The following is a 26,585-nucleotide window of genomic DNA, read 5'->3' on the forward strand; positions in this document are numbered from 1 at the left end:
ACGTGGTCCCCGCCGCAACACCGCCCCGCCGGCCAGACACCGTGCCCCACCGGCCCGCCGCCCAACGGCGCCGGGCCGGACCGCCCCCCACCCCGCCGTCCCGTGTGCTTCCTGGGATGCCCCCTGTGCTTTCCGGGATTGGGTGGCACGTGGCGGGCCAAGAGGGCGTTGTAGCGGCGGGGACCACGTGGGCCCTCACGACCAGCGCTCGACGGGCGGTCACCCACGGCGGCGGGGCGGGTGGGGCGGCTTGCCGTAACGGATGAACCACGCGCCCGAACCCGCGGAATACACGCGGCCGGAGAAAAGATCAGGCGAGGCGATGGCGGCCCGGGGTGGGGGTGGGTTCGAAGGGGATGGAGTGCTCTTCGCGGCGTTTGCGTTGGTGGGCGACGCGGGTGGCGAGGATGGCGGAGGCGAGCAGGACGGCGGTCAGGGCGGTGCCCAGCGCGTCGGAGGCCGGGGTGCTCGGGCGGACCACCTGGCGGCGGTCCTGCAGCGGGACCGTGAGCTCGTCGGCGTACGGGTTGGGCCACAGCAGGTCGATGCGTGGCTCTTCCGGGTTGGCGGTGACGCGCTCTTCCACCGGTTCCGCGGTGTCCATCAGGTAGGGCTCGCTCTGCGGCGGGGTCGGGGCCTGCGTGGGCATGACCTGGGTCTCGTCGCGGCGGTGGGTGGGGCGGGTGGACGGGACCGGCCGGGGTTCGCGGGTGGTTTGAGTGGGTGTGGGGGTCAGGACGTCGAGCACGCTCTGGTCGTCGCAGGCCAGCACGGGCAGGCAGACGTCGCCCAGCAGTTCGGGGCTCTTCGTCGAGGGCGGGCGAGTGCTCGACGGCGTGGGGGCGGGCTTGCCGGTCGGCACCGCCTTGCCCACGGTGCCGAGGACCTCGTCCGTGGTCTCGTTCAGCCCGTTGGTCACCGGCTCGGCGGCCTTGCCCGTTAATCCGTCCACGGTGCTGGTGACGGCGTTCACCACGTCGCACAGGCTGTTGGTCACGCCGGAGAGCAGCCCGCCGCCCTTGGCGCAGTCCTGGACGGCCGCGACGGCCGGCGCCGCTGCCGGGATGGCGGCCAACGCCACGGCGAGTACACCCGTCGTGATTGCGGCCCTGCTCCCCATGCGCCCTCCTACTTCGCCTCGGAGGAAATCTTTATGGACATCACCGCCGAGAGGCAGGTGTTTCTCGGCGAAAGTTGCGATTCGGTATCGACTAGTGATACGCGAGTGGCGCTCTCATTCCTTGCTCAGTCGAGCGACGACACGTCGTCGAGCGCCTCCCTGATCTCCCGCGGCAGGATCACGTCCTCGGCCAGCAGGACGGCGTTGAGCTGGGAAGTCGTGCGCGCGCCGACGATCGCGGAGGCCACACCGGGCTGGTCGCGCACCCACGACAGCGCGACGGCCAGCGGCGAGACGCCCAGGCCGTCGGCGGCGGTCATGACCGACTCCACCACGCTGCGCGAACGCTCGTCGAGGTACGGCCGGACGAAGTCGGAGAAGTGCGGGGTGGCGGCGCGCGAGTCGGACGGGATGCCGGTGCGGTACTTGCCGGTCAGCACGCCCCTGCCCAGCGGCGACCAGGCCAGCACGCCCGCGCCCACGTGCTCGGCGGCGGGCAGCAGTTCCCGCTCGGGCTCGCGGGCCAGCAGGGAGTACTCGGCCTGGGCCGAGGTGATCGGGACGCGGCCGGGGACCGCGCGCTGGGCGACCGCGGCGGCGGCCAGCTGCCAGCCGGAGTAGTCGCAGACGCCGGCGTAGACGGCGCGGCCGGAGGTGACGATGGCGTCCAGCGCGGCGAGCGTCTCCTCCAGCGGCACCTCAGGGTCGAAGGTGTGGAGCTGCCACAGGTCGACGTAGTCGAGCCCGAGGCGGTTGAGCGAGGCGTCGCAGGCGGCGATCAGGTGGCGGCGCGAGGCGTCGCGGGGCCTGCGGCCGGTCGGGGTGACCACGGCCTTGGTGGAGATGACCAGTTCCGAGCGCGGCACCGCGTCGCGCAGCATCCGGCCGAGCAGGCGTTCGGCGTCGCCGCCCGTGTAGACGTCGGCGGTGTCGACGAGGTTGCCCCCGGCCTCCAGGAAGGTGCGCAGCTGCACCGCCGCGTCGTCGGCGTCGGTGTCGCGTCCCCAGGTCATCGTGCCGAGTCCGAGCCGGGATACCGACAGGCCGCTGCGGCCGACATAACGCTGCTCCATGATCCCGCCAGGGTACCGCCCAGCCGCGTCCAACACGGGGATCGACGCCTGCGACACTTGCCAGGTGACCACGCTTCTCCTGGCCCGTCACGGGCTGACCGATTTGACCGGTCCGGTGCTGGCAGGGCGCACTCCGGGCGTGCATCTGAGCGAGGCGGGGCGGGCTCAGGCCGCGGCCCTGGCGGGGCGGATCTCCCAGGTGCGCCTGGACGCGATCGTCTCCAGCCCGCTGGAGCGCTGCCAGGAGACCGCCGCCGCGGTCGCGGAGGGGCGCGGGCTGGCCGTACAGACCGACGAGCGCTTCATCGAGTGCGGCTACGGCGAGTGGACCGGGCGCGAGCTCAAGGAGCTCGCCGAGGAGCCGCTGTGGAAGGTCGTGCAGGCGCATCCGAGCGCGGTGGTCTTTCCGGGCGGCGAGGCCATGGCGGAGGTGCAGCGGCGGGCGGTGGCCGCGGTGCGCGAGTGGAACGAGCGGCTCGGGGGGAAGGGTGTCTACCTCGTCTGCAGCCACGGCGACGTGATCAAGGCGATCGTGGCGGACGCTCTGGGGCTCCATCTCGATCAGTTTCAGCGCATTACGTCGGATCCGGCGGCGCTCACCGTGATTCGCTATACACCCTTGCGTCCCTTTGTTAGCAGAGTTAACGATATGGGGGAATTGCGGCTTCCCGAGGATTCGGAGGAGAAAGACGGGGGAGAAAAACTCACCGGGAGCGATGCCGCCGTCGGCGGCGGATCCGGGACCACGTAAGGTCAGGCTATGCCGGTCTTCGACTACGACCCACCCGAGCGGTTCGTGGCCGGTGCCTTGGGGCAGCCGGGGGCGCGAGCCTTCTTCCTTCAGGCCCGTGCCGAAGGCCGGCTGACCACGGTCGCGCTGGAGAAGCTCCAGGTGGCGGCGCTCGCGGGCAGGCTCGACGAGCTGCTCGACGAGGTGCTGCGGCGCAGTGGAGGCACCGCCCAGATCCCCGCCCTCGCTCCCAGCGACCTGACCGACGACGGCCCGCTCGACACCCCTCTCGACGAGGACTTCAAGGTGGGCACGATGGCCCTGGCCTGGGATCCCGACACCTCCCAGGTGGTCATCGAGGCCCAGGAGATCGTCGACGAGGAGGACGAGGCCGCTCCGGAGCCCGCCATGCTGAGGGTGCGGATGAGCGCGGGGGCAGCCCGCGCCTTCACCGCGCGGGCCCTGCAGATCGTCGCCGCCGGGCGGCCGCCGTGCCCTCTGTGCGGCCAGCCGCTCGACGCCGAAGGACATGTGTGCGTGCGCCTGAACGGATACCGCGGGGGTGAGGCAGCGTCGTGAGCAGTGCCCAGGAGAGCGAGCCGGTAGTCAGAAACGCCCAGCCCTCGGCCGTGCAGGACGAGGGGGCGCTGAGGCTGCTGCGCGATGGCCGCCTGGAGGTGGCCGGACGCCTGGTCGAGGCCACCAACATGACGCTGTACTGCTCGCTGACCCTGGGCGGGCGCACGGCGGCCTGCGTCTACAAACCGGTGCGCGGCGAACGCCCCCTGTGGGACTTCCCCGACGGCACGCTCGCCGCCCGCGAGGTCGCGGCCTTCGAGGTCTCGCAGGCCACCGGGTGGGGCATCGTGCCGCCGACCGTCTACCGGGACGGGCCGTTCGGACCCGGCATGTGCCAGTTGTGGATCGACACCGAGCACGAGATCGACCTCATGCGCCTGGTCCGCAGCCGCCACCCCGGGCTGCGCCGGATGGCCGTGTTCGACGCGGTGGTCAACAACGCCGACCGCAAGGGCGGCCACCTGCTGCCGCTGCCCGACGGGCACGTCTACGGCGTCGACCACGGCGTCTGCTTCGCCGCCGAGGACAAGCTGCGCACCGTGCTGTGGCAGTGGCGGGGCAAGCCGCTGGCCCGCGACGCGGTGGCGGTCCTGGCCAAGCTCGAACGCGACATCGAGTCGGGCGCGCTCGGCCGCCGCCTGCGCCAGCTGCTGACGCTGGCCGAGGTGGAGGCCACCTGGAACCGCGTACGCCGCCTGCTGGACACCGGGGTACACCCCTATCCGTCGGAGGACTGGCCCGCCATACCCTGGCCCCCCATCTGAGCCGGTACTGGAGCGTTTACTACGCTGTGCCCCATGTGCACGGTGATCGTGAGAACCGGCGACCCCCTGACCCTGATGGGCGTGCGTGACGAGTTCGCCGACCGGCCCTGGGAGGGGCCCGGCGAGCACTGGCCCGAACATCCCGGCGTCGTCGGCGGCCGTGACCTCAAGGCGGGCGGCACCTGGCTCGCCGTCGACCCCGCCACCCGCCGCGCCGCGGCCCTGCTCAACGGCCGCGGCGTCCCCGCCCCCGACAAGATCCGCGTCTCCCGCGGCGACCTCCCGCTCAGGGCCCTGGCCGAGGGCGGCCTGCCCGCGGGGGACCTGTCCGTCTACGACCCCTTCCACCTGGTGCTCGCGGATCCGTCCGGCGCGCGCCTGTGGAGCTGGGACGGCGTACGGCAGGCCGCCACCACCCTGCCGGAAGGCGTCAGCGTCATCGTCAACAGCGGCATGGATCCCGGCGACCCCCGGGTCATCGCCCAGCAGCCCCGCTTCGCCGCCACGGACGACTGGTGGTCCCTCACCGGCGACCCGCACTCCGCCGAGCCGGGCGCGCTGATCCTGCGCCACGTCCTGCCGGACGGCCGGGTCTTCGCCTCGCTCTCGGTGACCATGGTCACGCTCGCCGCCGGCGCGGTGACCACCGAGTTCGGCGACCTCACCGGCCGGATAGGCTCACAGGCATGAGATCGTGGTCTGCCCCGAACATTCCTGAACTGTCCGGCGAGAGCGTCCCGCTGCGGCTTTACGACACCGCCGCGAGGCAGGTCAGGCAGACCGATCCGGGCCCCGTGGCCCGCATGTATGTGTGCGGCATCACGCCCTACGACGCCACCCACCTGGGCCACGCCAACACCTATCTCGCCTTCGACCTGGTCGGCCGCGTGTGGCGAGACTCCGGGCACGAGGTCCACTACACGCAGAACGCCACCGACGTGGACGATCCGCTGCTGGAGCGGGCCGAGCAGACCGGCATCGCCTGGCAGGACCTGGCCGAGCGCGAGATCGAGTTGTTCCGCACCGACATGGAGGCCCTGCGCATCGTGCCGCCGCGCGAGTACGTGGGCGTGACCGAGGTCGTGGGCGAGGTGGCCGAGCTGATCGAGCGGCTGGGGCCGTACACCTACGATCTCGACGGCGACATCTACTTCAGCCGGGCCGCCGCGCCGAAGTTCGGCGAGGTGTCCGGCTACTCCGAGCAGGAGATGCTGACGTTGTTCGCCGAGCGCGGCGGCGACCCCGACCGGCCGGGCAAGCGCGACCCGCTCGACTGGCTGCTGTGGCGCGCGGAGCGGCCGGGCGAGCCCGCCTGGGACACCGCGCTGGGGCGCGGCCGTCCCGGCTGGCACATCGAGTGCACCGCGATCTCCCTGGCCAGCCTGGGCCCCGGCTACGACGTGGCGGGCGGCGGCTCCGACCTGATCTTCCCGCACCACGAGTGCGGCGCCTCGGAAGGCCACGCCGTCACCGGCGAGTGGCCCTTCGCCCGCTTCTACACCCACGCCGGAATGGTCGGCCTCGACGGCGAGAAGATGTCGAAGTCGAAGGGGAACCTGGTCTTCGTCTCCCGGCTGCGCACCGGACACGACCCGATGGCGATCCGCCTGGTCCTGCTGGCCCACCACTACCGCTCGGACTGGGAGTACACCCCCGGCCAGCTTGCGGCCGCGGAGGCCCGCCTGTCCCGCTGGCGCGAGGCGACCGCGCTGCCCTCGGGCCCGCGCGCCGACGACCTGCTGGCGGAGGTACGCGCCCGGCTGTCCGACGACCTGGACGCCCCGGGAGCCCTGGATGCCGTGGACACCTGGGCCACCCAGGCCCTGGCCGACGGGCCCGGCCCCGACCCCGCCGCCCCCGCCCTGGTCCGTGCCCTCACCGACGCGCTGCTGGGCGTACGCCTTTAAAGCATGCGAAAGTAAGCCGCCTTTCGCGGTGACGCTTATGTCGAATGGAATTCCATTCAAGAAACATGAGCACCCTTGGAGTAAATCGCGAACCGCAGGCAGGCCGCTGACCTGCGAGTTCACCAAAGAGACCGCATTCTTGTCCAGGAAAGCACGAAACCTGGTACCTTCTGCCCGGTCATAACTCTCACCGCTCGATCCGCTCCCCGCGGGTTGGTCGAGCTGACCCCGCGATCAACTCCAGGAACCGTCTGGGGTCCGAAGGGTGGGAGCTATGAGGGCCAGGTTCGAGGAGTCCGATCCGCAGTACGCGCTGCTGGCGGTGATCCAAGTGCTGATCGGTCTGCTCGATCTGCTTCAGAGGAGTAAGGGGCTCAGCTAGCTGCGCGCTAGCTGAACCCCCGAGTGATGCGAGTTCCCCGGCTGCTGGAGTGACACCAAGGGGCCGGGGGCTCTCATATGCGGGGCAGAAGCTACCACACCTACCGCGGCATTGTTACCGCATTCAAGGCGCCACTTTCACGCCACGCGGAGGCCGGTCCGGAAACGCCCTCCCAGCCTGGGACGCTTCGCTTCGTGGTTCGCGCCGGAGCGTGGAAACTCGTGCTTGACGCCGGGGCCGGACGCGCTCTGGCCGACCGGGACGTCGTTTGGGGCGTGGCCCGGCGGGTAGCTGGGCGGCGTTCTGACGGAGGTGCGAAAGTGTTCGATCATCATCGTCCCGCGGCCGTCCTGTTCGACCGCGACGGGACGCTGATCAGGGATGTTCCCCACAACGGCGACCCGGGGCGCGTGGTGGCCATGCCCGGCGCCGGCGCGGCGCTCAGCCGGTTGCGCCGCGCCGACGTGCCGGTCGGGGTGGTCATCAACCAGTCGGACGTGGCCCGCGGCCTGCTGTCGCCGGATGACATGGACCAGGTCAACTCCACGGTGGAGGCGCTGCTGGGGCCGTTCGACGCGTGGGCCATCTGCGTGCACGCCGACGGCGACGGCTGCACCTGCCGCAAGCCCGCGCCCGGCCTGGTGATCAGAGCGGCGGCCATCCTGGACGTCAGCCCGCGCGAGTGCATGGTCGTGGGCGACCTCGGCAAGGACATGGAGACCGCGCGTGCCGCCGGGGCGCGCGGCATCCTGGTGCCGACCCCGCTGACCAGGCCCGAGGAGATCGACGCCGCCGACGAGGTGGCCTCGGACCTGAACGACGTGGCCGACCGCGTCCTCAGCGAGCCCGTGCTCGCGGGCGCGGGCCTGCGCGGCGCCGGCCTGGCCGACTGGGCGCGCGCCGTCGGCTGGAACCGCTGGTGAAGACCCGCCGGTAGGACCGACGGCGGCAAGGAACCGCCGGTGAGGATCCTCTACGGGGCGACGGTGGCCAGGAAGCGCTCGCGTTCGTCGGCCGGGAGGTGGTCGCTGAACAGCACCCCGTCCAGGTGGTCGCACTCGTGCTGCAGCACCCTGGCCAGCACGCCCAGCGCCCGCACCGTGACCGCCTTGCCGAACATGTCCCGCCCGCGCGCCACCACCATGTAGGAACGCTCCAGCGGCCACCAGGCGCTCGGCGCCGACAGGCAGGCCTCGTCCGCGGTCACCTTCCGCTCCGACAGCTCCAGCCGGGGGTTGACGAGGTGCCCGGCCTTGCCGTCGTAGTCGTAGACGAGCACCCGCGACGGCACCCCGATCTGCGGCGCCGCCAGCCCGGCGCGGCCCGCTCCCGACCGCATCGTGATGGTCAGGGACTTCACCAGTCCCCGGAGCTCCCGGTCGAACTCCTTCACCGGCTCCGCCACCGAACGCAGCACCGGATCGCCGAACAGCCGGATCGCCTGGACCCTCACACGCAACTCCCCGAGATCTCGCGCGATGTCAGGGAACAGTTTCCCAGCAATGATCGCCGCCAACCTGGAGCCGGGCGTTACATCCGTGTTGCCGGGGTTACGGCGGTGAGTCCGCTGTAACCGCCGCACCGTCACAGCCCGTCAGCGTGCGTAACGAGCGCTGCCTACGGTCACGGCCATGACCCGATGGATCGCCGAATGGCACCCCGACGACCCCGCCTTCTGGGAGCGCACCGGCAAGAAGGTCGCCCGGCGCAACCTCGTCTTCTCCATCCTGGCCGAGCACCTCGGCTTCACCGTCTGGACGCTGTGGAGCGTGGTGGCGGCCAAGACGGGCCGCCTCGACCTGTCCACCGACGAGCTGTTCTGGCTGGTGGCGCTGCCGAACCTGGTCGGGTCGGCGCTGCGCCTGCCGTACACCTTCGGGCCCGCCAGGTTCGGCGGGCGGACGTTCACGGTGGTCAGCGCGCTGCTGCTGCTCATTCCCGCGATCGCGCTCGGGTTCGCGGTGAGCGATCCGGCCACGCCGTTCTGGGTGCTGCTGGTGATCGCGGCCACGGCCGGTCTCGGCGGCGGGAACTTCGCCTCCAGCATGGCCAACATCACCTACTTCTACCCGCAGAGCAAGCAGGGCTCGGCGCTCGGGCTCAACGCGGCGGGCGGCAACATCGGGGTCAGCTCGGTGCAGCTCGTGGTGCCGCTGGTGATCGGCGCGCTGGGGCTGGCGGCGGCGGGCTGGTTCTGGGTGCCGTTCATCGTGGTGTCGGCGGTCTGCGCCTGGTTCTTCATGGACAACCTGGCCACCGCCAAGGCCGAGCCGCGCGAGCAGCTCGCCGTCGCGCGCAGCGGCCAGACGTGGATCATGTCGTTCCTCTACATCGGCACGTTCGGCTCGTTCATCGGCTACTCCACCGCCTTCCCGCTGCTGGCCAAGAGCCTGTTCCCGGCGGCGCCGTGGACGGCGGTGGCCTTCGCGGGACCACTGGCCGGCTCGCTGATCCGGCCGGTGGGAGGGTGGCTGGCCGACCGGCTGGGCGGCGCGCGGGTGACGCTCTGGACGTTCGCCGCGATGGGCGCGGGCGTGCTGCTGACGTGGGCGGCCGCGGCGGGCGGCGGGTTCTGGGCGTTCTTCCTGGCCTTCCAGCTGCTGTTCGTGACCTCGGGCATCGGCAACGGCTCGACGTACCGCATGATCCCGGCCATCTTCCAGGCGAAGGCGCGCGCCGAGCGCGGCGACGGCGAGCAGGCCCTCGTGTACGGCAAGCGCCAGGCCTCGGCCGCGATCGGCATCATCTCCGCGGTCGGGGCCTTCGGCGGCTTCCTCATCAACCGGGGCTTCGGCATGTCGTTCGCCCAGACCGGCAGCCCCGCGGCGGCCTTCCTGGCCTTCGCCCTCTTCTACGCCGCCTGCACCGCGCTGACCTGGTGGTGCTACCTGCGCACGCTCGGCGCGGCCCGCCTGCCCAGCCTCGCCCACGCCCGCGTGTGAGTCTCACACGCGCGGTGAGGCGCTGTTAGCACAGCAGTAACAGAAGGGACCCAGGGGTGAAACCACCCGAAAGCACGATCGAACCCGTGACCTCACCCCCCGACGGCGCGTCCGTGAAGACGCACTGCCCCTACTGCGCGCTGCAGTGCGGCATGACCGTCACCGCGCGCGGCGGCGAGGTCGCGATCGCCCCCAGAACCGACATCCCGGCCAACGGGCACGGGGGCGGGGCGCTGTGCCAGAAGGGCTGGACCGCCGGCGACCTGCTCCGGCCGGGTGCCCGGCTCACCACCCCCCTCCTGTACGGCGAGCCCGCCACCTGGGAGAAGGCCCTGGACCACGTGTCCAGGCGCCTGGCCGCGATCCGCGCGGAGCACGGCCCCGACGGCGTGGCGGTCTTCGGCGGCGGCGGGCTCACCAACGAGAGCGCCTACCACCTGGGCAAGCTGGCCCGCGTGGCCCTCGGCACCAGCCAGATCGACTACAACGGCCGCTTCTGCATGTCCTCGGCGGCGGCCGCGGCCAACAGGGCGTTCGGGCTGGACCGGGGCCTGCCGTTTCCGCTGACCGACCTGGCCGGGGCCGACGTCGTCCTGCTGGCCGGGGCGAACGTCGCCGAGACCATGCCGCCGCTCGTGCGCCACCTGGGCGGGCCGCGGCTGATCGTGGTGGACCCGCGGCTGACGCCCACCGCCAAGCTGGCGGCGCTGCATCTGCAGCCGGCGCCGGGCACCGATCTGGCGCTGGCGCTCGGGCTGCTGCACCTGCTGATCGCCGAGGGCGGGGTGGACGCGGCGTACGTGGCGGCGCGGACCTCGGGGTTCGCGGCGGTGCGGACGTCGGTGGCCTCCTGGTGGCCGGAGCGGGTGGAGCGGATCACCGGGGTGCCGGTGGCTCGGATGCGCTCGGCCGTACACATGCTGAAAAATGCGGATAACGCGTACATTCTCACCGGGCGTGGCGCCGAGCAGCACGCCAAGGGGACCGACACCGTCTCCGCCTTCGTCAACCTGGCCCTCGCGCTCGGCCTGCCCGGCACCCCCGGCAGCGGCTACGGCTGCCTGACCGGCCAGGGCAACGGGCAGGGCGGCCGCGAGCACGGGCAGAAGGCCGACCAGCTGCCCGGCTACCGCAGGATCGACGATCCGGCGGCGCGCGCCCACGTGGCGGCGGTCTGGGGCGTCGAGCCGTCGGCGCTGCCCGGACCCGGCCGCTCCGCCCAGGAACTCCTGGACGTGCTCGGCACCGCCGAAGGGCCCAGGGCGCTGCTGCTGTTCGGCTCCAACCCGGTCGTGTCCGCGCCGCGCTCCGGCACGCTCGCCGACCGGCTGCGCCGCCTCGGCCTGCTGGTCGTCGCCGACGTGGTGCTGTCGGAGACGGCCGCGCTGGCCGACGTCGTCCTGCCCGCCGCCCAGTGGGCGGAACAGGACGGCACCATGACCAACCTCGAAGGCCGCGTGCTGCTGCGGCGGCGCGCGTTCCCGCCGCCCGGCGAGGTCAGGACCGACCTGGAGATCATCCAGGGCATCGCGGCCGGGCTCGGCCACACCTGGACGGCCAGCCCGCCCGCCGTCTTCGACGAGCTGCGCCGCGCCAGCGCGGGCGGCGTCGCCGACTACGCCGGCATCACCTACGACCGGATCGCCGCCGAGACCGGCGTGTTCTGGCCCTGCCCCGCCGAGGACCACCCCGGCACGCCCCGCCCCTTCCTCGACCGCTTCGCCACCCCCGACGGCCGCGCCCGCTTCACCCCGGTCGAGCACCGCCCGCCCGCCGAGGAACCCGACGACGACTACCCGGTGCACCTGACCACCGGCCGGGTCCTGGCCCAGTACCAGAGCGGCGCCCAGACGCGCCGCGTCGCCGCCCTGGTCGAGGCGGCCCCGGAACCGTTCGTCGAACTCCACCCCGACCTGGCCGCACAACTCGGCATCGGCGCCGGCGACCTGGTCCGCGTGCACAGCCGCCGCGGCAGCGCGGAGGCCGTCGCCAGGATCACCTCCGCGATCCGGCGCGACACCGTGTTCATGCCGTTCCACTGGGAGGGCGCCAACCGCCTCACCAACCCCGCGCTCGACCCGGCCTCGCGGATGCCGGAGTTCAAGGTGTGCGCCGTGAAATTGGAGAAGGTGGCATGAGACTCGTCGTCATCGGCAACGGCATGGCCGGCTCGCGCCTGGTCAGCGAGGTACGGGCGCGCGACCCGCGGGTCAGGGTCACCGTCTTCGGCGCCGAGCCGTGGCAGCCCTACAACCGGGTGCTGCTGTCCAACGTCCTGGCCGGGAGCTCGGGGCCCGACCAGGTACGCCTGCTGGACGCCGCCTGGTACGCCGAGCACGGCGTCCAGGCGGTCCTCGGCGCCGAGGTCGTCCAGATCGACCGCGACACCCAGGCGGTCATCACCCGGGACGGGCGGCGGGAGCCGTACGACGTGCTGGTCCTGGCCACCGGCAGCGAGGCGGTCGTGCCGCCCATCCCGGGGGTGGCGCGGGCGGTGCCGTTCCGCACGCTCGGGGACTGTGAGCGCATCGTGGCCGCGGCCGCGCACGCCCGGCGCGCCGTCGTCGTGGGCGGCGGGCTGCTCGGCGTGGAGGCCGCGCGCGGCCTGGCCGGGCGCGGCCTGCCCGTCACGCTCCTGCACCTGGCCGGACACCTCATGGAACGCCAGCTCGACGCCGAGGCCGGGCTCATGCTCGGCGAGACGCTGGGCGAGCTCGGCGTCGAGACCCGCACCGGCGTCACCGTCACCGCCATCACCGATTCCGGCGTCCACCTGGGCGCGGGACCGGCGGAGGAGCTGGTGGAGGCCGACCTCGTGGTGCTCGCCTGCGGCGTGCGTCCGCTCACCGGACTCGCCGCGCAGGCCGGTCTGGAGGTACGGCGGGCCGTCGTCGTGGACGACGAGCTGCGCACCGACGACCCGTCGATCTTCGCCGTCGGCGAGTGCGCCGAGCACGACGGCACCGTCTACGGCCTGGTCGCCCCCGCCTGGGAGCAGGCCGCGGTCGCCGCCGACGTCATCACCGGCGGCAAGGCGCGCTACCGGGGCTCGCGCCTGGTCACCCGCCTCAAGGCGCGCAGCGTCGAGCTGGCCGCCATGGGCGAGACGCACCTGGAGGAGGACCAGGCCGAGGTGGTCAGGTTCAGCCATCGCGCCCGCGGTACGTACCGCAAGCTCGTCATCCGCGACGGCCGCCTGGTCGGCGCGATCCTGCTGGGGGAGAGCGACGCGGTCGGCACCCTCACCCAGCTGTACGACCGCGGCGGACCGCTGCCCGGCGACCGCGCGGGGCTGCTGTTCCCCGGCCTGCCGGGCGCCGGGGCGGTGGCCGACAGCCCCGTCCGGATGCCGGACGCCGCCAAGGTCTGCCATTGCAACAACGTCACGAAGGGCCAGATCCGCGCCTGCTGGGAGGCGGGCGCCCGGGACCTGGCCGCGGTCAGCGCGGCCACCAGGGCCACGACCGGCTGCGGCACCTGCCGCGACGCGGTCGAGGGCATCGTGGACTGGCTGTGCGAGCAGGAAGGGGTGAACGCATGATCAGGCTCGTGGTCGTCGGCTACGGCCCCGCCGCCCAGCGGCTGCTGGAGTCGCTGGCCGAGCGCGGATACGACGGGCGGATCACGGTGCTGGGGGAGGAGCCGCTGCCCGCCTACGACCGGGTGGCGCTGACCTCCTACCTGAAGGGCACGAGCGCCGCCGACCTCACCTACACCCCGCCCCCCGGCGTCGTCACCCGGCTGAGCTCCCGCGTCACCGCCGTCGACCGCGCGGCCCGCACCGTGACCACCGCCGACGGACACGTCGAGCCCTACGACGTCCTGGTGCTGGCCACCGGCTCGGCCCCGTTCGTGCCCCCGGTGCCGGGCGCCGGTGACGCCCTGGTCTACCGCACGATCGCCGACCTGGACGCCATCAGTGCCGCCGCCGCGAAAGCACGGGCGTCCGGCCGCGACTCGGGGGTCGTGGTGGGCGGCGGGCTCCTGGGCCTGGAGGCCGCCGACGCGCTCCAAGGCCTCGGGCTGCGCACCCACATCGTCGAACTGGCCCCCTGGCTGATGCCGCGCCAGGTGGACGAGGGCGGCGGCGCCGTGCTCAAGAGCCACATCGAGGCGCTCGGCATCGGCGTGCGCCCCGGCGTGTCGCTGGAGCGGATCGAACCGGGCCGCGTCCTGCTGAGCGGCGGCGAGGAACTGCCGGCCGCCGTCGTGGTGGTCTCCGCCGGCGTACGGCCCCGCGACGAGCTGGCCAGGGCCTGCGGGCTGGAGGTCGGCCAACGGGGCGGCATCGTCGTCGACGACGGCATGCGCACCTCCGATCCCGCCGTCTACGCCGTGGGGGAGTGCGCCCTGGCCGGTGGGCAGGTGTACGGGCTGGTCGGACCGTGCAACACGATGGCCGAGGTGGCCGCCGACCGGATCACCGGGGGCCGCTCGGTCTTCGGCGGCGCCGACCTGTCGACCAAGCTGAAGCTGCTCGGCGTCGAGGTGGCGCAGTTCGGGGCGATGGAGGGGGCGCTTGACGTCACCTACATGGACCCGGTCGCCGGGGTCTACAAGCGGCTGTTCGTCTCCGACGACGCCTCGACGCTGCTGGGCGGCATCTGTGTGGGGGACGCGGCGCCGTACTCCGCGCTGCGGCCCTTCGTCGGAAAGGCGCTGCCCGCGGCGCCGTCGGACCTGCTGTTCAGCGGCGGCGGCCTCGCCCTCGACCTGCCCGACGACGCGCAGGTGTGCTCGTGCAACAACGTCAGCGCCGGACGGGTGCGCACCGCGATCGGGGACGGCGCGGCCGACGTGCCCGCGCTCAAGGAGTGCACCCGCGCGGGCAGTTCGTGCGGCTCGTGCCTGCCCATGCTGAAGCGGCTGCTGGAGAAGTCCGGCGTCGAGCTGCCCAAGGCGTTGTGCGAGCACTTCGCCCACAGCCGCGCCGAGCTGTACGACATCGTGCGGGTCCGCGGGATCACCACGTTCTCCGAGCTCATCGCCGCGCACGGCACCGGCAGGGGCTGCGACGTGTGCAAGCCGACCGTCGCCTCGATCCTGGCCTCCCTGCACAGCGGGCACGTGCTGGAGGGCGAGCGGGCGGCCCTGCAGGACACCAACGACCACTTTCTGGCCAACATCCAGAAGAACGGCACCTACTCCGTCGTCCCGCGGGTGCCCGGCGGCGAGATCACGCCCGACAAGCTCATCGTCATCGGCGAGGTGGCGCGCGACTACGGCCTCTACACCAAGATCACCGGCGGGCAGCGGATCGACCTGTTCGGCGCCCGGGTGGAGCAGCTGCCGGGCATCTGGCGGCGGCTGGTGGACGCCGGGTTCGAGTCCGGCCACGCCTACGGCAAGGCGCTGCGGACGGTGAAGTCCTGCGTGGGCTCGGCCTGGTGCCGGTACGGCGTACAGGACTCCGTTGGCCTGGCCATCGCGCTCGAACTGCGCTACCGGGGCCTGCGCGCCCCGCACAAGCTGAAGTCGGCCGTGTCCGGGTGCGCCCGCGAATGCGCCGAGGCCCGATCCAAGGACTTCGGCGTCATCGCCACCGAAAGCGGCTGGAACCTCTACGTCGGCGGCAACGGCGGCTTCACCCCGCGCCACGCCGACCTGCTGGCCGCCGACCTGAGCACCGCCGAACTGGTGCGGACCATCGACCGCTTCCTGATGTTCTACATCCGCACCGCCGACCGGCTCCAGCGCACCGCCGCCTGGCTCGAAGCGCTGGAGGGCGGCCTTGGCTACCTGCGCGAGGTCGTCGTCGAGGACTCGCTGGGCATCTGCGCCGACCTGGACGCGCGGATGGCGCGGCACGTGGCCGGATACGAGGACGAGTGGCGGGCCACGCTGGAGGACCCCGGCAAGCTCGCCCGCTTCGTCAGCTTCGTCAACGCCCCCGGCACGCCCGACCCGTCCATCTCCTTCGAGACGGTGCGCGAGCAGATCCAGCCCGTTCTGATCCCCTTGGAGGTCGTGGGATGACCACGCTGCTACACGATGTGTGGACCACCGTCTGCCGCTACACCGACCTGCTGCCGGAGCGCGGCGTCTGCGCGCTGGTGAACGGCCGCCAGATCGCCGTGTTCCGCGACTTCGGCGGCCGGGTGTACGCCGTCGGCAACCGGGACCCGTTCAGCGGCGCCTACATCCTGTCCCGCGGCATCGTCGGCACCAGGGGCGGCGAGCCCACGGTGGCCTCGCCCATGCACAAACAGGTGTTCTCGCTGGCCAGCGGTGAATGCCTGGACGGAGGCGGCGCGGCGATCCCCGTCCATCCCGTCCGGCTGCGGGACGGGCACGTCGAGGTGCGGGCATGACCGGCCGGACCGTGCCGGAGACGGCGCCCGACTCACTGGCCGGGTTCACCGTGGGCGTGACCGCCACCCGGCGGCGCGAGGAGTTCGGCGCGCTGCTGCAACGGCGCGGCGCCCGCGTGGTCAGCGCGCCCGCCATCCGCCTGGTCCCCCTGGAACAGGACGGCGACCTGCTGGACGCCACCCGCCTGGCCCTCGCCGCGCCCATCGACGACGTCGTCATCACCACCGGGGTGGGCTTTCGCGGCTGGATGGCCGCCGCCGAGGGCTGGGGGCTCTCCGGCGAGCTGGCCGAACGCCTCACCGGGGCCCGCCTGCTCACCCGCGGCCCCAAAGCCAGGGGAGCGGTGCGCGCCGCCGGGCTCAGCGACCACTGGACCCCGGCCACCGAGTCCTGCGACGAGGTCAAGGAGTACCTGCTGGCGCAGGATCTGGGCGGGCGGCGCATCGCCGTACAACTGCACGGCGAGCCCCTGGCCGGATTCGTGGCCGACCTGCGGCGCGCGGGCGCCGAGGTGATCGAGGTGCCCGTCTACCGCTGGCTGCCCTACCGCGACACCTCGCCGCTGCGCCGCCTGGTCAACCAGGCCGTCACCGGCGCCGTGGACGCCGTCGCCTTCACCAGCGCCCCCGCCGTCCTCGCCATGCTCCGCGAGGCCCGCGCCCGCGGCCAGGAGGAGGCGCTGCTGGGGGCGTTCTCCGGCGGCGTCGTGGCGGCCTGCGTGGGCCCGGTCACCGCACACCCGCTGGTCGAGCGCGGCGTGCCGACCCTGCAGCCGGAACGCTCCCGCCTCGGCGCGCTCGCGCGGGCGCTGGCCAGGCATCTGCCCGAGTTCGGCGTCGCGCGCGTCACCGCGGGCGGGCACCGGCTGGAGATCCGCGGCCACGCCGTCGTCGTGGACGGCGAACTGCGGCCCCTGCCGCCCGCGCCCATGGCCGTGCTCAAGCGCCTGGCCGACAAGCCGGGACACGTCGTGGCCCGCGCGGAACTGCGCCTGGTCCTGCCCGGAAGCCCCGCCCGCGAGTCGGCCGAGCACGCCGTCGAGATGGCCATCACCCGCCTGCGCCGCGCCCTGGGCCCGCCCGGGATCGTGGAGACCGTCGTCAAGCGCGGCTACCGCCTGGCCGTCCGGTGACGCTGGTCCTGGCCGCGCACGGAACCCGCGACGCCCGCGGCGAGGCCGTCCTGCGCGACCTGGCCGAAGCGGTCCGCGCCCGCCGCCCCGGCCACCGCGTGCACCTGGCCTACCTGGAGATCAGCCGCCCACTGCTGTCCGGCGAGCTCCCCGGCCTGCCCGGCCCGGTGACGATCGTCCCGCTCCTGCTGGCCGGCGGCTACCACGCCCACGTCGACCTGCCCGAGATCGTCTCCCGCACCCGCCCCGGCGTTCGCCTGGCCCGCCCGCTCGGCCCCCACCCGCTGCTGTCGCGGGCCCTGGCCCGCCGCCTCACCGAGGCCGGGCTGCGCCCTGACGACGCGGTGGTGCTCGCCGCCGCCGGCTCCTCCGACCCAGCGGCCCTGGCCGATGTGCGCGCTCAGGCCCGCCTGCTGTCGGTACGGCTGGGCCGCCCGGTCACCGCCGCCTTCGCCGCGTCGGGCACCCCCGCCCTGCCTCGGGAGTGGGGCCGCAGGACGGCGCTCGCCTCCTACCTGCTGGCCCCCGGCTTCTTCCACACCCGCCTGCGGCGGTCCGGCGCCGCCCTGGTCAGCGCCCCGATCGGCGCCGACCCGGGCCTGGCCGCGCTGATCTGGCGGCGCTTCGACGAGGTTCAGCGGGCCAGGAAGTGCCAGCCCAGCCACCACCACGACAGGATGACCAGCACCCGGCCCGCCGGATGACGCATCACCCAGGCGAAGCAGTCGCCCGCCGTCGGCGTCGTGGACCCGGGCAGTCGCGCGACCACCTCGAGCACCAGCATGGCCACCGCCGCCACCACATAGCCGAAGACCGTGATCTCCCACGTCATCGCCGCACCAGCCCCCATCCGACCACCAGCCACGCCACCCAGAACAAGCCCCGCCAGTCCGGCGACAGCAGCACGGGATCCAGCAGGTCGCTGACCGTCGGCTGCCCGGGATCGTCACCCGCCAGCAGGGCCCACACCTCCCACACGCCGAACGCCGCGAACAGCGCCACCCACACCTGCCAGCCCGGCGCGGACAGCCGCCGCGGCGCCTCCCGGCGCGGCAGCCCTGGCCACAGCGCCGCCACCAGCGCGACCACTCCGACCACGCCCACGACCGCGTACGTGAGCCCGCCGAACGACGGCAGCCGCCCGCCGCCGGCCCAGGCGGTCGCCAGCACCGCCCCGCCGAGCACCCAGCTCAGTGGGCGGCGCCGGTGCGCCCGCAGCTCGGGTTCACCCGTTTCCATATGGCTCTCCATGGCTCTCCTCGGGGGTTCGCGGACAACAAAGAGGGTACGGCGACGCTCCGCCGTACCCTCAAAACCGATTCTGGGCTATTTACCCGGATTCAAGCCGAAGCTCGCGAACGATCTCCTCCGCGCTCACGTCCCGCGTGGGCCCGGAATAGGCTCCGAAGAACATCTCGTTGTAGGCGTGCCTGAAGCATCCCGCCAGCAGGAGGCGGGCGCTGGCATCGGGATCCGCCGCGGCGGTCACCCGGCCGATCCGCTGCTCGGCGCCGAGGTAGGCGGCCAGCGGCGCGATCTCGGCCAGTGGCCCGAGGCCGTTGTCGCGGATCGCCTCGCGGAAGCGGACCGTCACGCTGGGCGAGGTGAAGGCGGGCAGCGCCGCCGACTGGATCTCGGCGTAGTAGTCGATCCCGGCCCGTGCGATGGGCAGCAGGTTGTCGTTGACGCGGCCCTTGCCGACCAGGTGCGAGAGGTCGTGCAGGATGCGCAGCCACAGGGGCAGGCGATCCTGGAGCAGGGCGAGGAAGTGGTCCACGGGCCCGCCGGTGCGGTCCTCGCGGAGCGAGACGGCCATCTCGAGTACACGCCGCCTGGTGTCCTGACTTCTTTGGTGCGGATCTAGGTGGGGAGTCGCCATGGTTGGCCTAACGTGCGCAGTCACATGGGTAGGTTCGACGTGGCACCCGGCGATTTCGCCGTTGTTATGGAGCCGTGTTTCTCCTGGTTATGCAATTGTTGCCGGCTGGTGTTCCAACTGTGTACAAATGGCGCGAGTCACTGATTATTACCTGAAACCCGGGAGAAATATGGCAACAATGACCTGAGAATCAGCTGTCAGTATCGCGGTCGCGGCGCCGCAGATAGCGCTCGAACTCCGCCGCGATGGCATCGCCGCTGGCCTCGGGCAGCTCCGCGGCGTCCTTGCGCTCCTCCAGCTCCTTGACGTACTCGGCCACCTCGCTGTCCTGCGAGGCCAGCTCGTCCACGCCGTGCTCCCACGCGCGCGCCTCCTCGTCGAGCTCGCCGAGCGGCATGGAGATCTCCAGCACGTCCTCCAGGCGGCGCAGCAGCGCCAGCGTCGCCTTCGGGTTGGGCGGCTGGGCGACGTAGTGGGGCACCGAGGCCCACAGGGAGATCGCGCTCAGCCCGCCCAGCGCGAAGGCGTGCTGCAGCACCCCCACGATGCCCGTCGGGCCCTCGTAGCGGCTGAGCTCCAGGTTGAGCGAGCGCGCCAGCCCCTCGTCGGAGGCGGTGCCCAGGATCGGCACCGGGCGGGTGTGCGGCGAGTCGTTGAGCAGCGCGCCCAGCATGACCGTCGTCTCGATGCCCAGCTCGCGGCAGACCTCGATGATCTCCTCGCAGAACGACTTCCAGCGCATGTTCGGCTCGATGCCGCGCAGCAGCACCACGTCACGCTCGGACCCCGGCGGCCTGGCCAGCGAGAACCGCGTCGTCGGCCACACGATACGGCGCTCGGCCCCGTCGGTCAGCTCCACCACCGGCCTGGTCACCTGGAAGTCGTAATAGTCTTCAGGATCGAGCTCGGTCAGCGGCTCCGCCTTCCAGGCGCTCTCCAGGTGGCTGATGACACCGCTGGAGGCCTCGCCCGCGTCGTTCCACCCCTCGAACGCGGCGATCAGCACCGGGTCGACGAGCTCGGGGAACCTTTCGAGCTCGATCACGTGTCGCCTCCTCCTTCGGCTGGCATTCGACTAAGCCTATGCGCTGAGGGGGGTCTCGCGTCACTGATCTCGTTGCGCCACGGGCGTACTGCCTGGTACGGGCGTCACCGCCCCGACGTGGTCCGCACGATGAGCACGTCGCACCCGGCCCGGTGCGAGACGCCGGAGGGCACCGATCCCAGCAGCCTCCCGGCCAGCGAGTTCAGCCCCCTGTTGCCCACGACGAGCAGCTCGGCCCGGTACTCGCCGGCCAGCCGGACCAGCACGTCCACGGCCTCGCCCTCCTCGGCGGCCAGCACGACCTCCCCGGCCCCCGCGGCCACCGCGCTCTCGCGCGCCGCCCGCAGCGTGTCCTCGGCCGGAGTCGACCCGCTCACCTTGTACGCCAGCTCGCCCAGCCGGTCGGCCGCCGGGGCCCGCTCGCTCTCGCGCATCGGCAGGTAGGCGCAGGCCACCACCAGCCGGGCGCGGGTCGCCGCGGCCAGTTCCGCGGCGGCGGTGACGGCGCGCAGGGAGGAGGAGGAACCGTCGGTCCCGACGAGAATGGTCTGATAACGCACAGCGCCTCCTATTGGACGCTTTATTGAATATCTTCCCCGGCACCATAGCGCCTCGATCGCAGCCGATAAGCTGGGGCCCATGAGCAACTCCCCATCCTTCCGCGAAGTACTGTCCCAGCGCGTAATGGTCGCCGACGGGGCCATGGGGACGATGCTGCAGGCAGCCGATCCCACGCTCGAGGACTTCCTGGACCTCGAAGGGTGCAACGAGGTCCTCAACGTCACCCGGCCCGACATCGTGCAGAGCGTGCACGACGCCTACTTCGAGGTGGGCGTCGACTGCGTGGAGACCAACACCTTCGGCGCGAACCTCGCGGCGCTGGGCGAGTACGACATCCCCGAGCGCGTCTTCGAGTACTCGGAGGCCGGGGCGCGCATCGCGCGCGAGCGCGCCGACCACTGGTCCACGCCCGACCACCCGCGCTTCGTCCTCGGCTCCATGGGGCCGGGCACCAAGCTGCCCACGCTGGGGCACCTGCCGTACGAGAAGCTGCGCGACGCCTACATGGACAACGCGGCCGGCCTGATCTCCGGCGGCGCCGACGCCCTCATCATCGAGACCTGCCAGGACCTCCTCCAGGTCAAGGCGGCCGTCATCGGCGCCAAGCGCGCCGTGGCCGACTCCGGGCGCGACGTGCCGGTCATCGCCCAGGTCACCATCGAGACCAACGGCGCCATGCTGCTCGGCTCCGAGATCGGCGCGGCGCTCACCGCGATCGAACCCCTCGGCGTCGACGTCATCGGCCTCAACTGCGCCACCGGCCCGGCCGAGATGAGCGAGCACCTGCGCTACCTCGCCCGCCACTCGCGTACCAGGCTGTCGTGCATGCCCAACGCGGGCCTGCCCGTGCTCACCTCCGACGGCGCCTACTACCCGCTCAGCGCCGAAGAGCTGTCCGACGCGCACGAGACCTTCACCCGCGACTACGGCCTGTCCCTGGTCGGCGGCTGCTGCGGCACCACCCCCGAGCACCTGCGCCAGGTCGTCGACCGCGTGCGCGGGCGCGAGGTGGTCAACCGCCGCCCCCACCCCGAGCCCGGCGCCTCCTCGCTCTACCAGACGGTCCCCTTCCGCCAGGACACCAGCTACCTGGCCATCGGCGAGCGCTGCAACACCAACGGCTCCAAGGCCTTCCGCGAGGCGATGCTCGAAGGCCGCTGGGACGACTGCGTCGAGACCGCCCGCGACCAGGCCCGCGGCGGCGCCCACATGCTCGACCTGTGCGTCGACTACGTCGGCCGCGACGGCGTGGCCGACATGAAGGAACTGGCCTTCCGCTTCGCCACCGCCTCCACGCTGCCGATCATGCTCGACTCCACCGAGCCCGAGGTCCTGCGGGCCGGCCTGGAGATGCTGGGCGGGCGCGCCGCCGTCAACTCCGTCAACTACGAGGACGGCGACGGCCCCGACTCCCGCTTCCAGAAGATCATGCGGCTGGTCGATGAGCACGGCTCCGCCGTCGTCGCCCTGACCATCGACGAGGAGGGCCAGGCCCGCACCGCCGAGTGGAAGGTGCGCGTCGCCAGCCGCCTCATCGACGACCTGACCGGCAACTGGGGCATGCGCGTCGAGGACATCATCGTCGACTGCCTGACCTTCCCCATCGCCACCGGCCAGGAGGAGACCCGCCGCGACGGCGTCGAGACCATCGAGGCCATCCGCGAGCTCAAGCGGCGCTACCCGGGCGTGCAGACGACGCTGGGCCTGTCGAACATCTCCTTCGGCCTCAACCCGGCCGCCCGCATCGTGCTCAACTCGGTCTTCCTCAACGAGTGCGTCAACGCCGGCCTCGACTCGGCCATCGTGCACGCCTCCAAGATCCTGCCGATGGCCCGTATCCCCGACGAGCAGCGCGAAGTCGCCCTCGACATGGTCTACGACCGCCGCCGCGAGGGCTACGACCCGCTGCAGCGCTACATGGACCTGTTCGAAGGCGTCGACGCCGCCGCGATGCGCCAGAGCAAGTCGGCCGAGCTCGCCGCCATGCCGCTGGGGGAGCGGCTCAAGCACCGCATCATCGACGGCGAGAAGAAGGGCCTGGAGGCCGACCTCGACGAGGCCCTCACCCAGCGCCCCGCCCTGGAGATCATCAACGACACGCTGCTCGACGGGATGAAGACCGTCGGCGAGCTGTTCGGCTCCGGGCAGATGCAGCTGCCGTTCGTGCTGCAGTCGGCGGAGGTCATGAAGACCGCCGTCGCCCACCTCGAACCCCACATGGAGAAGGTCGAGGGCGAGACCAAGGGCCGCATCGTGCTGGCCACCGTCAAGGGCGACGTCCACGACATCGGCAAGAACCTCGTCGACATCATCCTGTCCAACAACGGCTACGAGGTCGTCAACCTCGGCATCAAGCAGCCGGTCAGCGCCATCCTGGAGGCCGCCGACGAGCAGAAGGCCGACGTCATCGGCATGTCCGGCCTGCTGGTCAAGTCGACCGTCATCATGAAGGAGAACCTCGAGGAGATGAACTCCCGCGGCATCTCCGAGCGCTACCCGGTGCTGCTCGGCGGCGCCGCCCTCACCCGCGCCTACGTCGAGCAGGACCTCGCCGAGCTCTTCCAGGGCGAGGTCCGCTACGCGCGCGACGCCTTCGAGGGCCTGCGCCTCATGGACTCCTTCATGGCCGTCAAGCGCGGCGTCGAGGGCGCCACGCTGCCGCCGCTGCGCGAGCGCCGCGTCAAGTCCGGCGCCACCCTGGTCCGCACGCCCGTGGAGGCGCTGCCCGCCCGCTCCGACGTGGCCGCCGACAACCCGCTGCCGCGCTCGCCGTTCACCGGCGACCGCATCGTCAAGGGCATCTCGCTCGCCGAGTACTCCGCCTTCCTGGACGAGCGCGCGCTCTTCCTCGGCCAGTGGGGACTCAAGCCCACCCGCGGCGGCGACGGACCCGGCTACGAGGAACTCGTCGAGACCGAGGGCCGCCCGAGGCTGCGCATGTGGCTCGACCGCATGCAGACCGAGGGCCTGCTGGAGGCGGCGGTCGTCTACGGCTACTTCCCGTGCGTGAGCGACGGCGACTCGCTCATCATCCTCGACGACGCCGGAAACGAGCGCACCCGCTTCACCTTCCCGCGCCAGCGCCGCGACCGGCACCTGTGCCTGTCGGACTTCTTCCGCTCCAAGGACTCGGGCGAGGTCGACATGGTCGGCTTCCAGGTGGCCACGATGGGCGGCAAGATCTCCGAAGCCACCGCCGAACTGTTCGCCAAGGACGCCTACCGCGACTACCTCGAACTCCACGGCCTGTCCGTCCAGCTCACCGAGGCGCTGGCCGAGTACTGGCACGCCCGCGTCCGCTCCGAGTGGGGCATCGGGGGCGAGGAGTCGCTGGACGACATGCTCAAGGTCAACATCCAGGGCTGCCGCTACTCCTTCGGCTACCCCGCCTGCCCCAACCTCGAGGACCAGGTCCAGCTCTTCCAGCTTCTGGACCCGGAGCGCATCGGGGTGACCTTGTCGGAGGAGTTCCAGCTCCACCCCGAACAGGCCACCAGCGCCCTCGTCGCCCACCACCCGGAGGCGAAGTACTTCAACGTGTAGGTCTCTTCAGCTCGCCGTCCCCCGGTTCGGGCGGGCCGTGCGGCCTGTTTGTTCTCCGTGACGGCCGGTTTTCGTAACGGTCTGATGTCCGTGACGGCAAGTTTTCCGTTACGGCAAGCCGAGCGGGCCACCGCCCGCCGTCGCGGGCGGGCCACGCGGTCCGTGCGCCCGGCAGCCGGACACACGCCCCGCCGCGACAAGGCACGCCTGGCCACCCACCGTGGTCACCGGCCTGACCATGAATGTTGGTCCGATGCCTTGGCGAGCTTCCCGCCCGGCCTGGCTCCTCGGGTCCAGGACGGCACCCCACGAGCTCTGGGCGTCCCCACCGAGGGTTCTGGCCGGGGCTTCAGGGTTGGGAGGGTGCGGGGTTGGGTTTTGGGGCCCGCTGGGAACGTGCTATCTGGGGAGATAGGTGTTGCCAAGGCTGTTGGGGCGGTTTGTGGGACCCGGTTGTCGGTGAATTCTCGGCGGCTGGGAATGTGGAGGCTCGGGGCGGCTGTTGTTCTCTGCCCCTGGGCAGGGGTGGCAACCGGACGGAACGGGGGATGGATGGACGCGGCGTTCTTCGACATGGACGGGCTTCTGGTCGACACCGAGAAGGTGTGGCTGCTGGTGGAGACCGACTGCATGGCCAGGCTCGGCGGCGAATGGAACCACGAGCACCAGACCCACCTCGTAGGCGGCTCCATGGAGCGCACCGTCGCCTACATGCTGGACGTCTCCGGCTCCTCGGTGCCCCCGCAGACCCTGCGCACCTGGATGATCGACGGCATGGTGGCCCGCCTGGCGGGCGGCGTCGACGTCATGCCCGGCGCCCTGGAACTGCTGGAGGCCCTGCGCGCCGAAGGCGTGCCGGTGGGGCTGGTCACCTCGTCGCTCAAGGAGATCGCCGAAGCCATCCTGGCCTTCGTGGGCCGTGACCGCTTCGACGTCATCATCACCGCCGACGACGTCGAACGCACCAAGCCCGACCCCGAGCCCTACCTGACCGCCGCGGGCCTGCTGGACGTCTCCCCGGCCCGCAGCGTGGTCCTGGAGGACTCCCCGAACGGGGTGGCGGCGGGAACGGCCGCGGGCTGCGCGGTGGTGGCGGTCCCCAGCCTCCTCCCCATAGAACCCGCCCCGGGCCGCCTGGTCGTCTCCTCCCTGGCAGAAGTAACCCCGGCCCACCTACGCGACCTGGTCACCACCCACACCCCGGCCCCCCGCCCCGTCTAGCACGAACGGGCTAGACACCCCACTCGGTCCAGCTCCAACAGCCGGGGCCGCGGCACGAACGGGCGCCGTGGCACGCACGAGACCTGCGGCACGCTCGGGTGAGCGCCGCGGGACTGGCCCACCGGGCTCACCGGGGCGTGTCCCGGCCAGCGCATGCCCGCTGAGCCCCCCGGCGGGGTCGCGCCTCGGGGAGTTGCTCTCCTGGGGAGGCGCTGCCGGGCCTGGGAAGAGCGGTCGGGCCTGGGAGAGAAGCAGGGACGCCTCGGGGTGGATGCGTGACGCTGGGCGCCGGGTAGGGGGCCGCGCCGCGTGTCATGGGGGCGGCGTTACGGCGGGGACCCCGTGGGCCCTCACTGGCGGCGCTTGACGGGCGCCCGCGCACGGCGGTGGGGCGGGGGTGCGGGGGCGGAGCCGTAAAGGAGAGGCGGAAAGACGGCGAAGCCGTCGCAACAACACAAGAGCTCGCCGTCACAACGACACGAGGGCTCGCACTACGGACGGAACAAAGAGAGCGGCGGAACCTCCCCTAGGGGATGGGCCGTTCTTAGGGATGAGGGGGCGGCGCGCGTGCGCGTGCCAGGATGGGTGTAACCGAGAGCTAGGGGATGTGGGCATGTTCAACACCATTTTGTGGCTGCCGGTCTGTGCCGGGGCCACCGGCCTGGGGCTGGTGCTGAGCTTCCTGGCCTGGCGGCGCAGGGGCGCCACCGCCGGGATCCGCGGGGTGGCGTGGTCGCTGCTGCCCATCGCCGCCTACCTGACCGGGGCCCACGCGCTGATCTGGGGGATCGTGGCGTCCGTGGTCGGGTTCGTGACCGGTCTGGTCGCTGGGATCATCAACCCGTTCGTGTGGGCGGGGGTCGGGCTGGCGGGGCTGGCGGTGGTGCTGTTCGTGGTCTCCGGCGTGATGCGCAAGCGCGGCGTCGGCGGGGCCACACCGAAGCCGCCCAAGCAGGCGAAGGTCAAGAGCGGGGTCAAGACGGGCGAGACGCCGGCCGCCCAGGCGGCCACGGCGCCGCAGGCCGTCAATCCGTCGCCCGCCCCCGCCAAGGGGCGGACAAAAGACGATGACTTCTCTGACATCGAGGAGATCCTGAAGCGCCGCGGTATCGGGTGAAATCAGTGCAATGTCACAGTTCCGAGACCCAACCGGAACTGCGTGTAGACAAACACGTCAAGATCAATACGAATGAGTTTCACGAGAATCACAGTTGAGCCACATAGCTGTCTGAGGGACTAGTCAGCGCAGCTCAGCGCATACATTCTGCACCCTGGGGCCGTGACATACGGTCCTGCAATCACGGCGGTCCCTGACCGGGCACCGCCGAACGGACGATGTCGTCTGCAACCCAGGGGGCCAGAAGTCAATGCGCACAACTTCTGGCATTGCGGGTG

General features: G+C 72.0%; 24 protein-coding genes. 16 read left to right on the forward strand and 8 right to left on the reverse strand.

The genetic code is table 11. From position 1 onward, the window contains the following. Positions 1-310 precede the first annotated feature (310 nt). Both ACFWYW_RS32580 and ACFWYW_RS32585 read right to left on the reverse strand, forming a co-directional pair. A complete protein-coding gene (locus ACFWYW_RS32580; RefSeq protein WP_379622249.1) occupies positions 311-1,120 on the reverse strand; it encodes a hypothetical protein in 810 nt (269 codons plus the stop codon). Positions 1,121-1,245: 125 nt separating this feature from the next. After that, positions 1,246-2,193: an aldo/keto reductase gene (locus tag ACFWYW_RS32585; protein ID WP_379622247.1), complete on the reverse strand. Its 948-nt coding sequence runs from the start codon at positions 2,191-2,193 to the stop codon at positions 1,246-1,248. A gap of 64 nt (positions 2,194-2,257) precedes the next feature. Here ACFWYW_RS32585 and ACFWYW_RS32590 point away from each other — a divergent pair, with 64 nt between their 5' ends. From ACFWYW_RS32590 to ACFWYW_RS32615, 6 genes are all read left to right on the forward strand, one after another. Then, a complete protein-coding gene (locus ACFWYW_RS32590) occupies positions 2,258-2,944 on the forward strand; it encodes an MSMEG_4193 family putative phosphomutase (RefSeq protein ID WP_379622245.1) in 687 nt (228 codons plus the stop codon). A 9-nt stretch (positions 2,945-2,953) separates the two neighbouring features. Beyond that, positions 2,954-3,502: a DUF3090 domain-containing protein gene (locus ACFWYW_RS32595; protein WP_379622243.1), complete on the forward strand. Its 549-nt coding sequence runs from the start codon at positions 2,954-2,956 to the stop codon at positions 3,500-3,502. Further along, positions 3,499-4,266, forward strand: coding sequence for an SCO1664 family protein (locus tag ACFWYW_RS32600; RefSeq protein ID WP_379622242.1), 768 nt, complete (start codon positions 3,499-3,501; stop codon positions 4,264-4,266). The genes ACFWYW_RS32595 and ACFWYW_RS32600 overlap by 4 nt, the downstream gene beginning before the upstream one ends. Before the next feature lie 33 nt (positions 4,267-4,299). After that, positions 4,300-4,956, forward strand: coding sequence for an NRDE family protein (locus ACFWYW_RS32605; RefSeq protein ID WP_379622240.1), 657 nt, complete (start codon positions 4,300-4,302; stop codon positions 4,954-4,956). After that, a complete protein-coding gene (mshC, locus tag ACFWYW_RS32610) occupies positions 4,953-6,173 on the forward strand; it encodes a cysteine--1-D-myo-inosityl 2-amino-2-deoxy-alpha-D-glucopyranoside ligase (RefSeq protein ID WP_379622238.1) in 1,221 nt (406 codons plus the stop codon). The genes ACFWYW_RS32605 and mshC overlap by 4 nt, the downstream gene beginning before the upstream one ends. Positions 6,174-6,875: 702 nt before the next feature. Further along, positions 6,876-7,478: a D-glycero-alpha-D-manno-heptose-1,7-bisphosphate 7-phosphatase gene (locus ACFWYW_RS32615; protein WP_379622236.1), complete on the forward strand. Its 603-nt coding sequence runs from the start codon at positions 6,876-6,878 to the stop codon at positions 7,476-7,478. A gap of 50 nt (positions 7,479-7,528) precedes the next feature. Here ACFWYW_RS32615 and ACFWYW_RS32620 read toward each other — a convergent pair whose 3' ends face one another. Continuing rightward, positions 7,529-8,008: a peptide deformylase gene (locus ACFWYW_RS32620; RefSeq protein WP_379622234.1), complete on the reverse strand. Its 480-nt coding sequence runs from the start codon at positions 8,006-8,008 to the stop codon at positions 7,529-7,531. A gap of 178 nt (positions 8,009-8,186) precedes the next feature. Between ACFWYW_RS32620 and ACFWYW_RS32625 the strand changes: the two genes are divergently transcribed. The 7 genes from ACFWYW_RS32625 to ACFWYW_RS32655 all read left to right on the forward strand — a co-directional run bounded on the left by ACFWYW_RS32625 (position 8,187) and on the right by ACFWYW_RS32655 (position 17,645). Continuing rightward, complete coding sequence (locus ACFWYW_RS32625) at positions 8,187-9,497, forward strand: MFS transporter (RefSeq protein WP_379622232.1); 1,311 nt, start codon at positions 8,187-8,189, stop codon at positions 9,495-9,497. Positions 9,498-9,583: 86 nt separating this feature from the next. Further along, complete coding sequence (locus tag ACFWYW_RS32630) at positions 9,584-11,635, forward strand: molybdopterin oxidoreductase family protein (RefSeq protein ID WP_379622230.1); 2,052 nt, start codon at positions 9,584-9,586, stop codon at positions 11,633-11,635. Beyond that, complete coding sequence (locus ACFWYW_RS32635; protein ID WP_379641146.1) at positions 11,632-13,038, forward strand: FAD-dependent oxidoreductase; 1,407 nt, start codon at positions 11,632-11,634, stop codon at positions 13,036-13,038. The genes ACFWYW_RS32630 and ACFWYW_RS32635 overlap by 4 nt, the downstream gene beginning before the upstream one ends. Next, positions 13,035-15,473 (forward strand): nitrite reductase large subunit NirB, encoded by a 2,439-nt coding sequence (gene nirB / locus ACFWYW_RS32640; RefSeq protein ID WP_379622224.1) that lies wholly within the window; start codon positions 13,035-13,037, stop codon positions 15,471-15,473. The genes ACFWYW_RS32635 and nirB overlap by 4 nt, the downstream gene beginning before the upstream one ends. After that, on the forward strand, positions 15,470-15,808 hold the full coding sequence (gene nirD, locus ACFWYW_RS32645; RefSeq protein WP_379622222.1) for a nitrite reductase small subunit NirD: 339 nt from the start codon (positions 15,470-15,472) through the stop codon (positions 15,806-15,808). Before nirB ends, nirD begins: the two co-directional genes overlap by 4 nt. Further along, positions 15,805-16,941, forward strand: coding sequence for a uroporphyrinogen-III synthase (locus ACFWYW_RS32650; RefSeq protein WP_379622220.1), 1,137 nt, complete (start codon positions 15,805-15,807; stop codon positions 16,939-16,941). Before nirD ends, ACFWYW_RS32650 begins: the two co-directional genes overlap by 4 nt. Next, on the forward strand, positions 16,938-17,645 hold the full coding sequence (locus tag ACFWYW_RS32655) for a sirohydrochlorin chelatase (RefSeq protein WP_379622218.1): 708 nt from the start codon (positions 16,938-16,940) through the stop codon (positions 17,643-17,645). Before ACFWYW_RS32650 ends, ACFWYW_RS32655 begins: the two co-directional genes overlap by 4 nt. Here the strand turns inward: ACFWYW_RS32655 and ACFWYW_RS32660 are convergent. The 5 genes from ACFWYW_RS32660 to ACFWYW_RS32680 form a co-directional block, all read right to left on the reverse strand. Next, a complete protein-coding gene (locus tag ACFWYW_RS32660; protein WP_379622216.1) occupies positions 17,576-17,773 on the reverse strand; it encodes a DUF6186 family protein in 198 nt (65 codons plus the stop codon). The genes ACFWYW_RS32655 and ACFWYW_RS32660 overlap by 70 nt on opposite strands. Then, positions 17,770-18,180: a hypothetical protein gene (locus ACFWYW_RS32665; RefSeq protein WP_379622214.1), complete on the reverse strand. Its 411-nt coding sequence runs from the start codon at positions 18,178-18,180 to the stop codon at positions 17,770-17,772. Before ACFWYW_RS32665 ends, ACFWYW_RS32660 begins: the two co-directional genes overlap by 4 nt. A 91-nt stretch (positions 18,181-18,271) precedes the next feature. Beyond that, a complete protein-coding gene (locus ACFWYW_RS32670; protein ID WP_379622212.1) occupies positions 18,272-18,757 on the reverse strand; it encodes a hypothetical protein in 486 nt (161 codons plus the stop codon). Positions 18,758-19,010: 253 nt separating this feature from the next. Beyond that, the gene (locus tag ACFWYW_RS32675; RefSeq protein ID WP_184968192.1) at positions 19,011-19,865 is read right to left on the reverse strand and encodes a PAC2 family protein; all 855 of its coding nucleotides are present in this window, start codon (positions 19,863-19,865) and stop codon (positions 19,011-19,013) included. A gap of 104 nt (positions 19,866-19,969) precedes the next feature. Further along, positions 19,970-20,425, reverse strand: a complete 456-nt coding sequence (locus ACFWYW_RS32680) for a universal stress protein (RefSeq protein ID WP_379622210.1) — start codon at positions 20,423-20,425, stop codon at positions 19,970-19,972. 79 nt (positions 20,426-20,504) lie between these two features. On the opposite strand from ACFWYW_RS32680, the gene metH reads away from it, so the two are divergent. From metH to ACFWYW_RS32695, 3 genes are all read left to right on the forward strand, one after another. Further along, positions 20,505-23,969 (forward strand): methionine synthase, encoded by a 3,465-nt coding sequence (metH, locus tag ACFWYW_RS32685; protein ID WP_379622208.1) that lies wholly within the window; start codon positions 20,505-20,507, stop codon positions 23,967-23,969. Between the two features lie 552 nt (positions 23,970-24,521). Next, entirely contained in the window at positions 24,522-25,190 is a 669-nt protein-coding gene (locus tag ACFWYW_RS32690) for an HAD family hydrolase (RefSeq protein WP_379622206.1), read from the forward strand. Between the two features lie 613 nt (positions 25,191-25,803). Beyond that, complete coding sequence (locus ACFWYW_RS32695) at positions 25,804-26,307, forward strand: cellulose synthase (protein ID WP_379622204.1); 504 nt, start codon at positions 25,804-25,806, stop codon at positions 26,305-26,307. Positions 26,308-26,585: the final 278 nt, after the last annotated feature.

Origin of the sequence: Nonomuraea sp. NPDC059023, from assembly GCF_042740095.1 — a bacterium.
Classification (GTDB): domain Bacteria; phylum Actinomycetota; class Actinomycetes; order Streptosporangiales; family Streptosporangiaceae; genus Nonomuraea.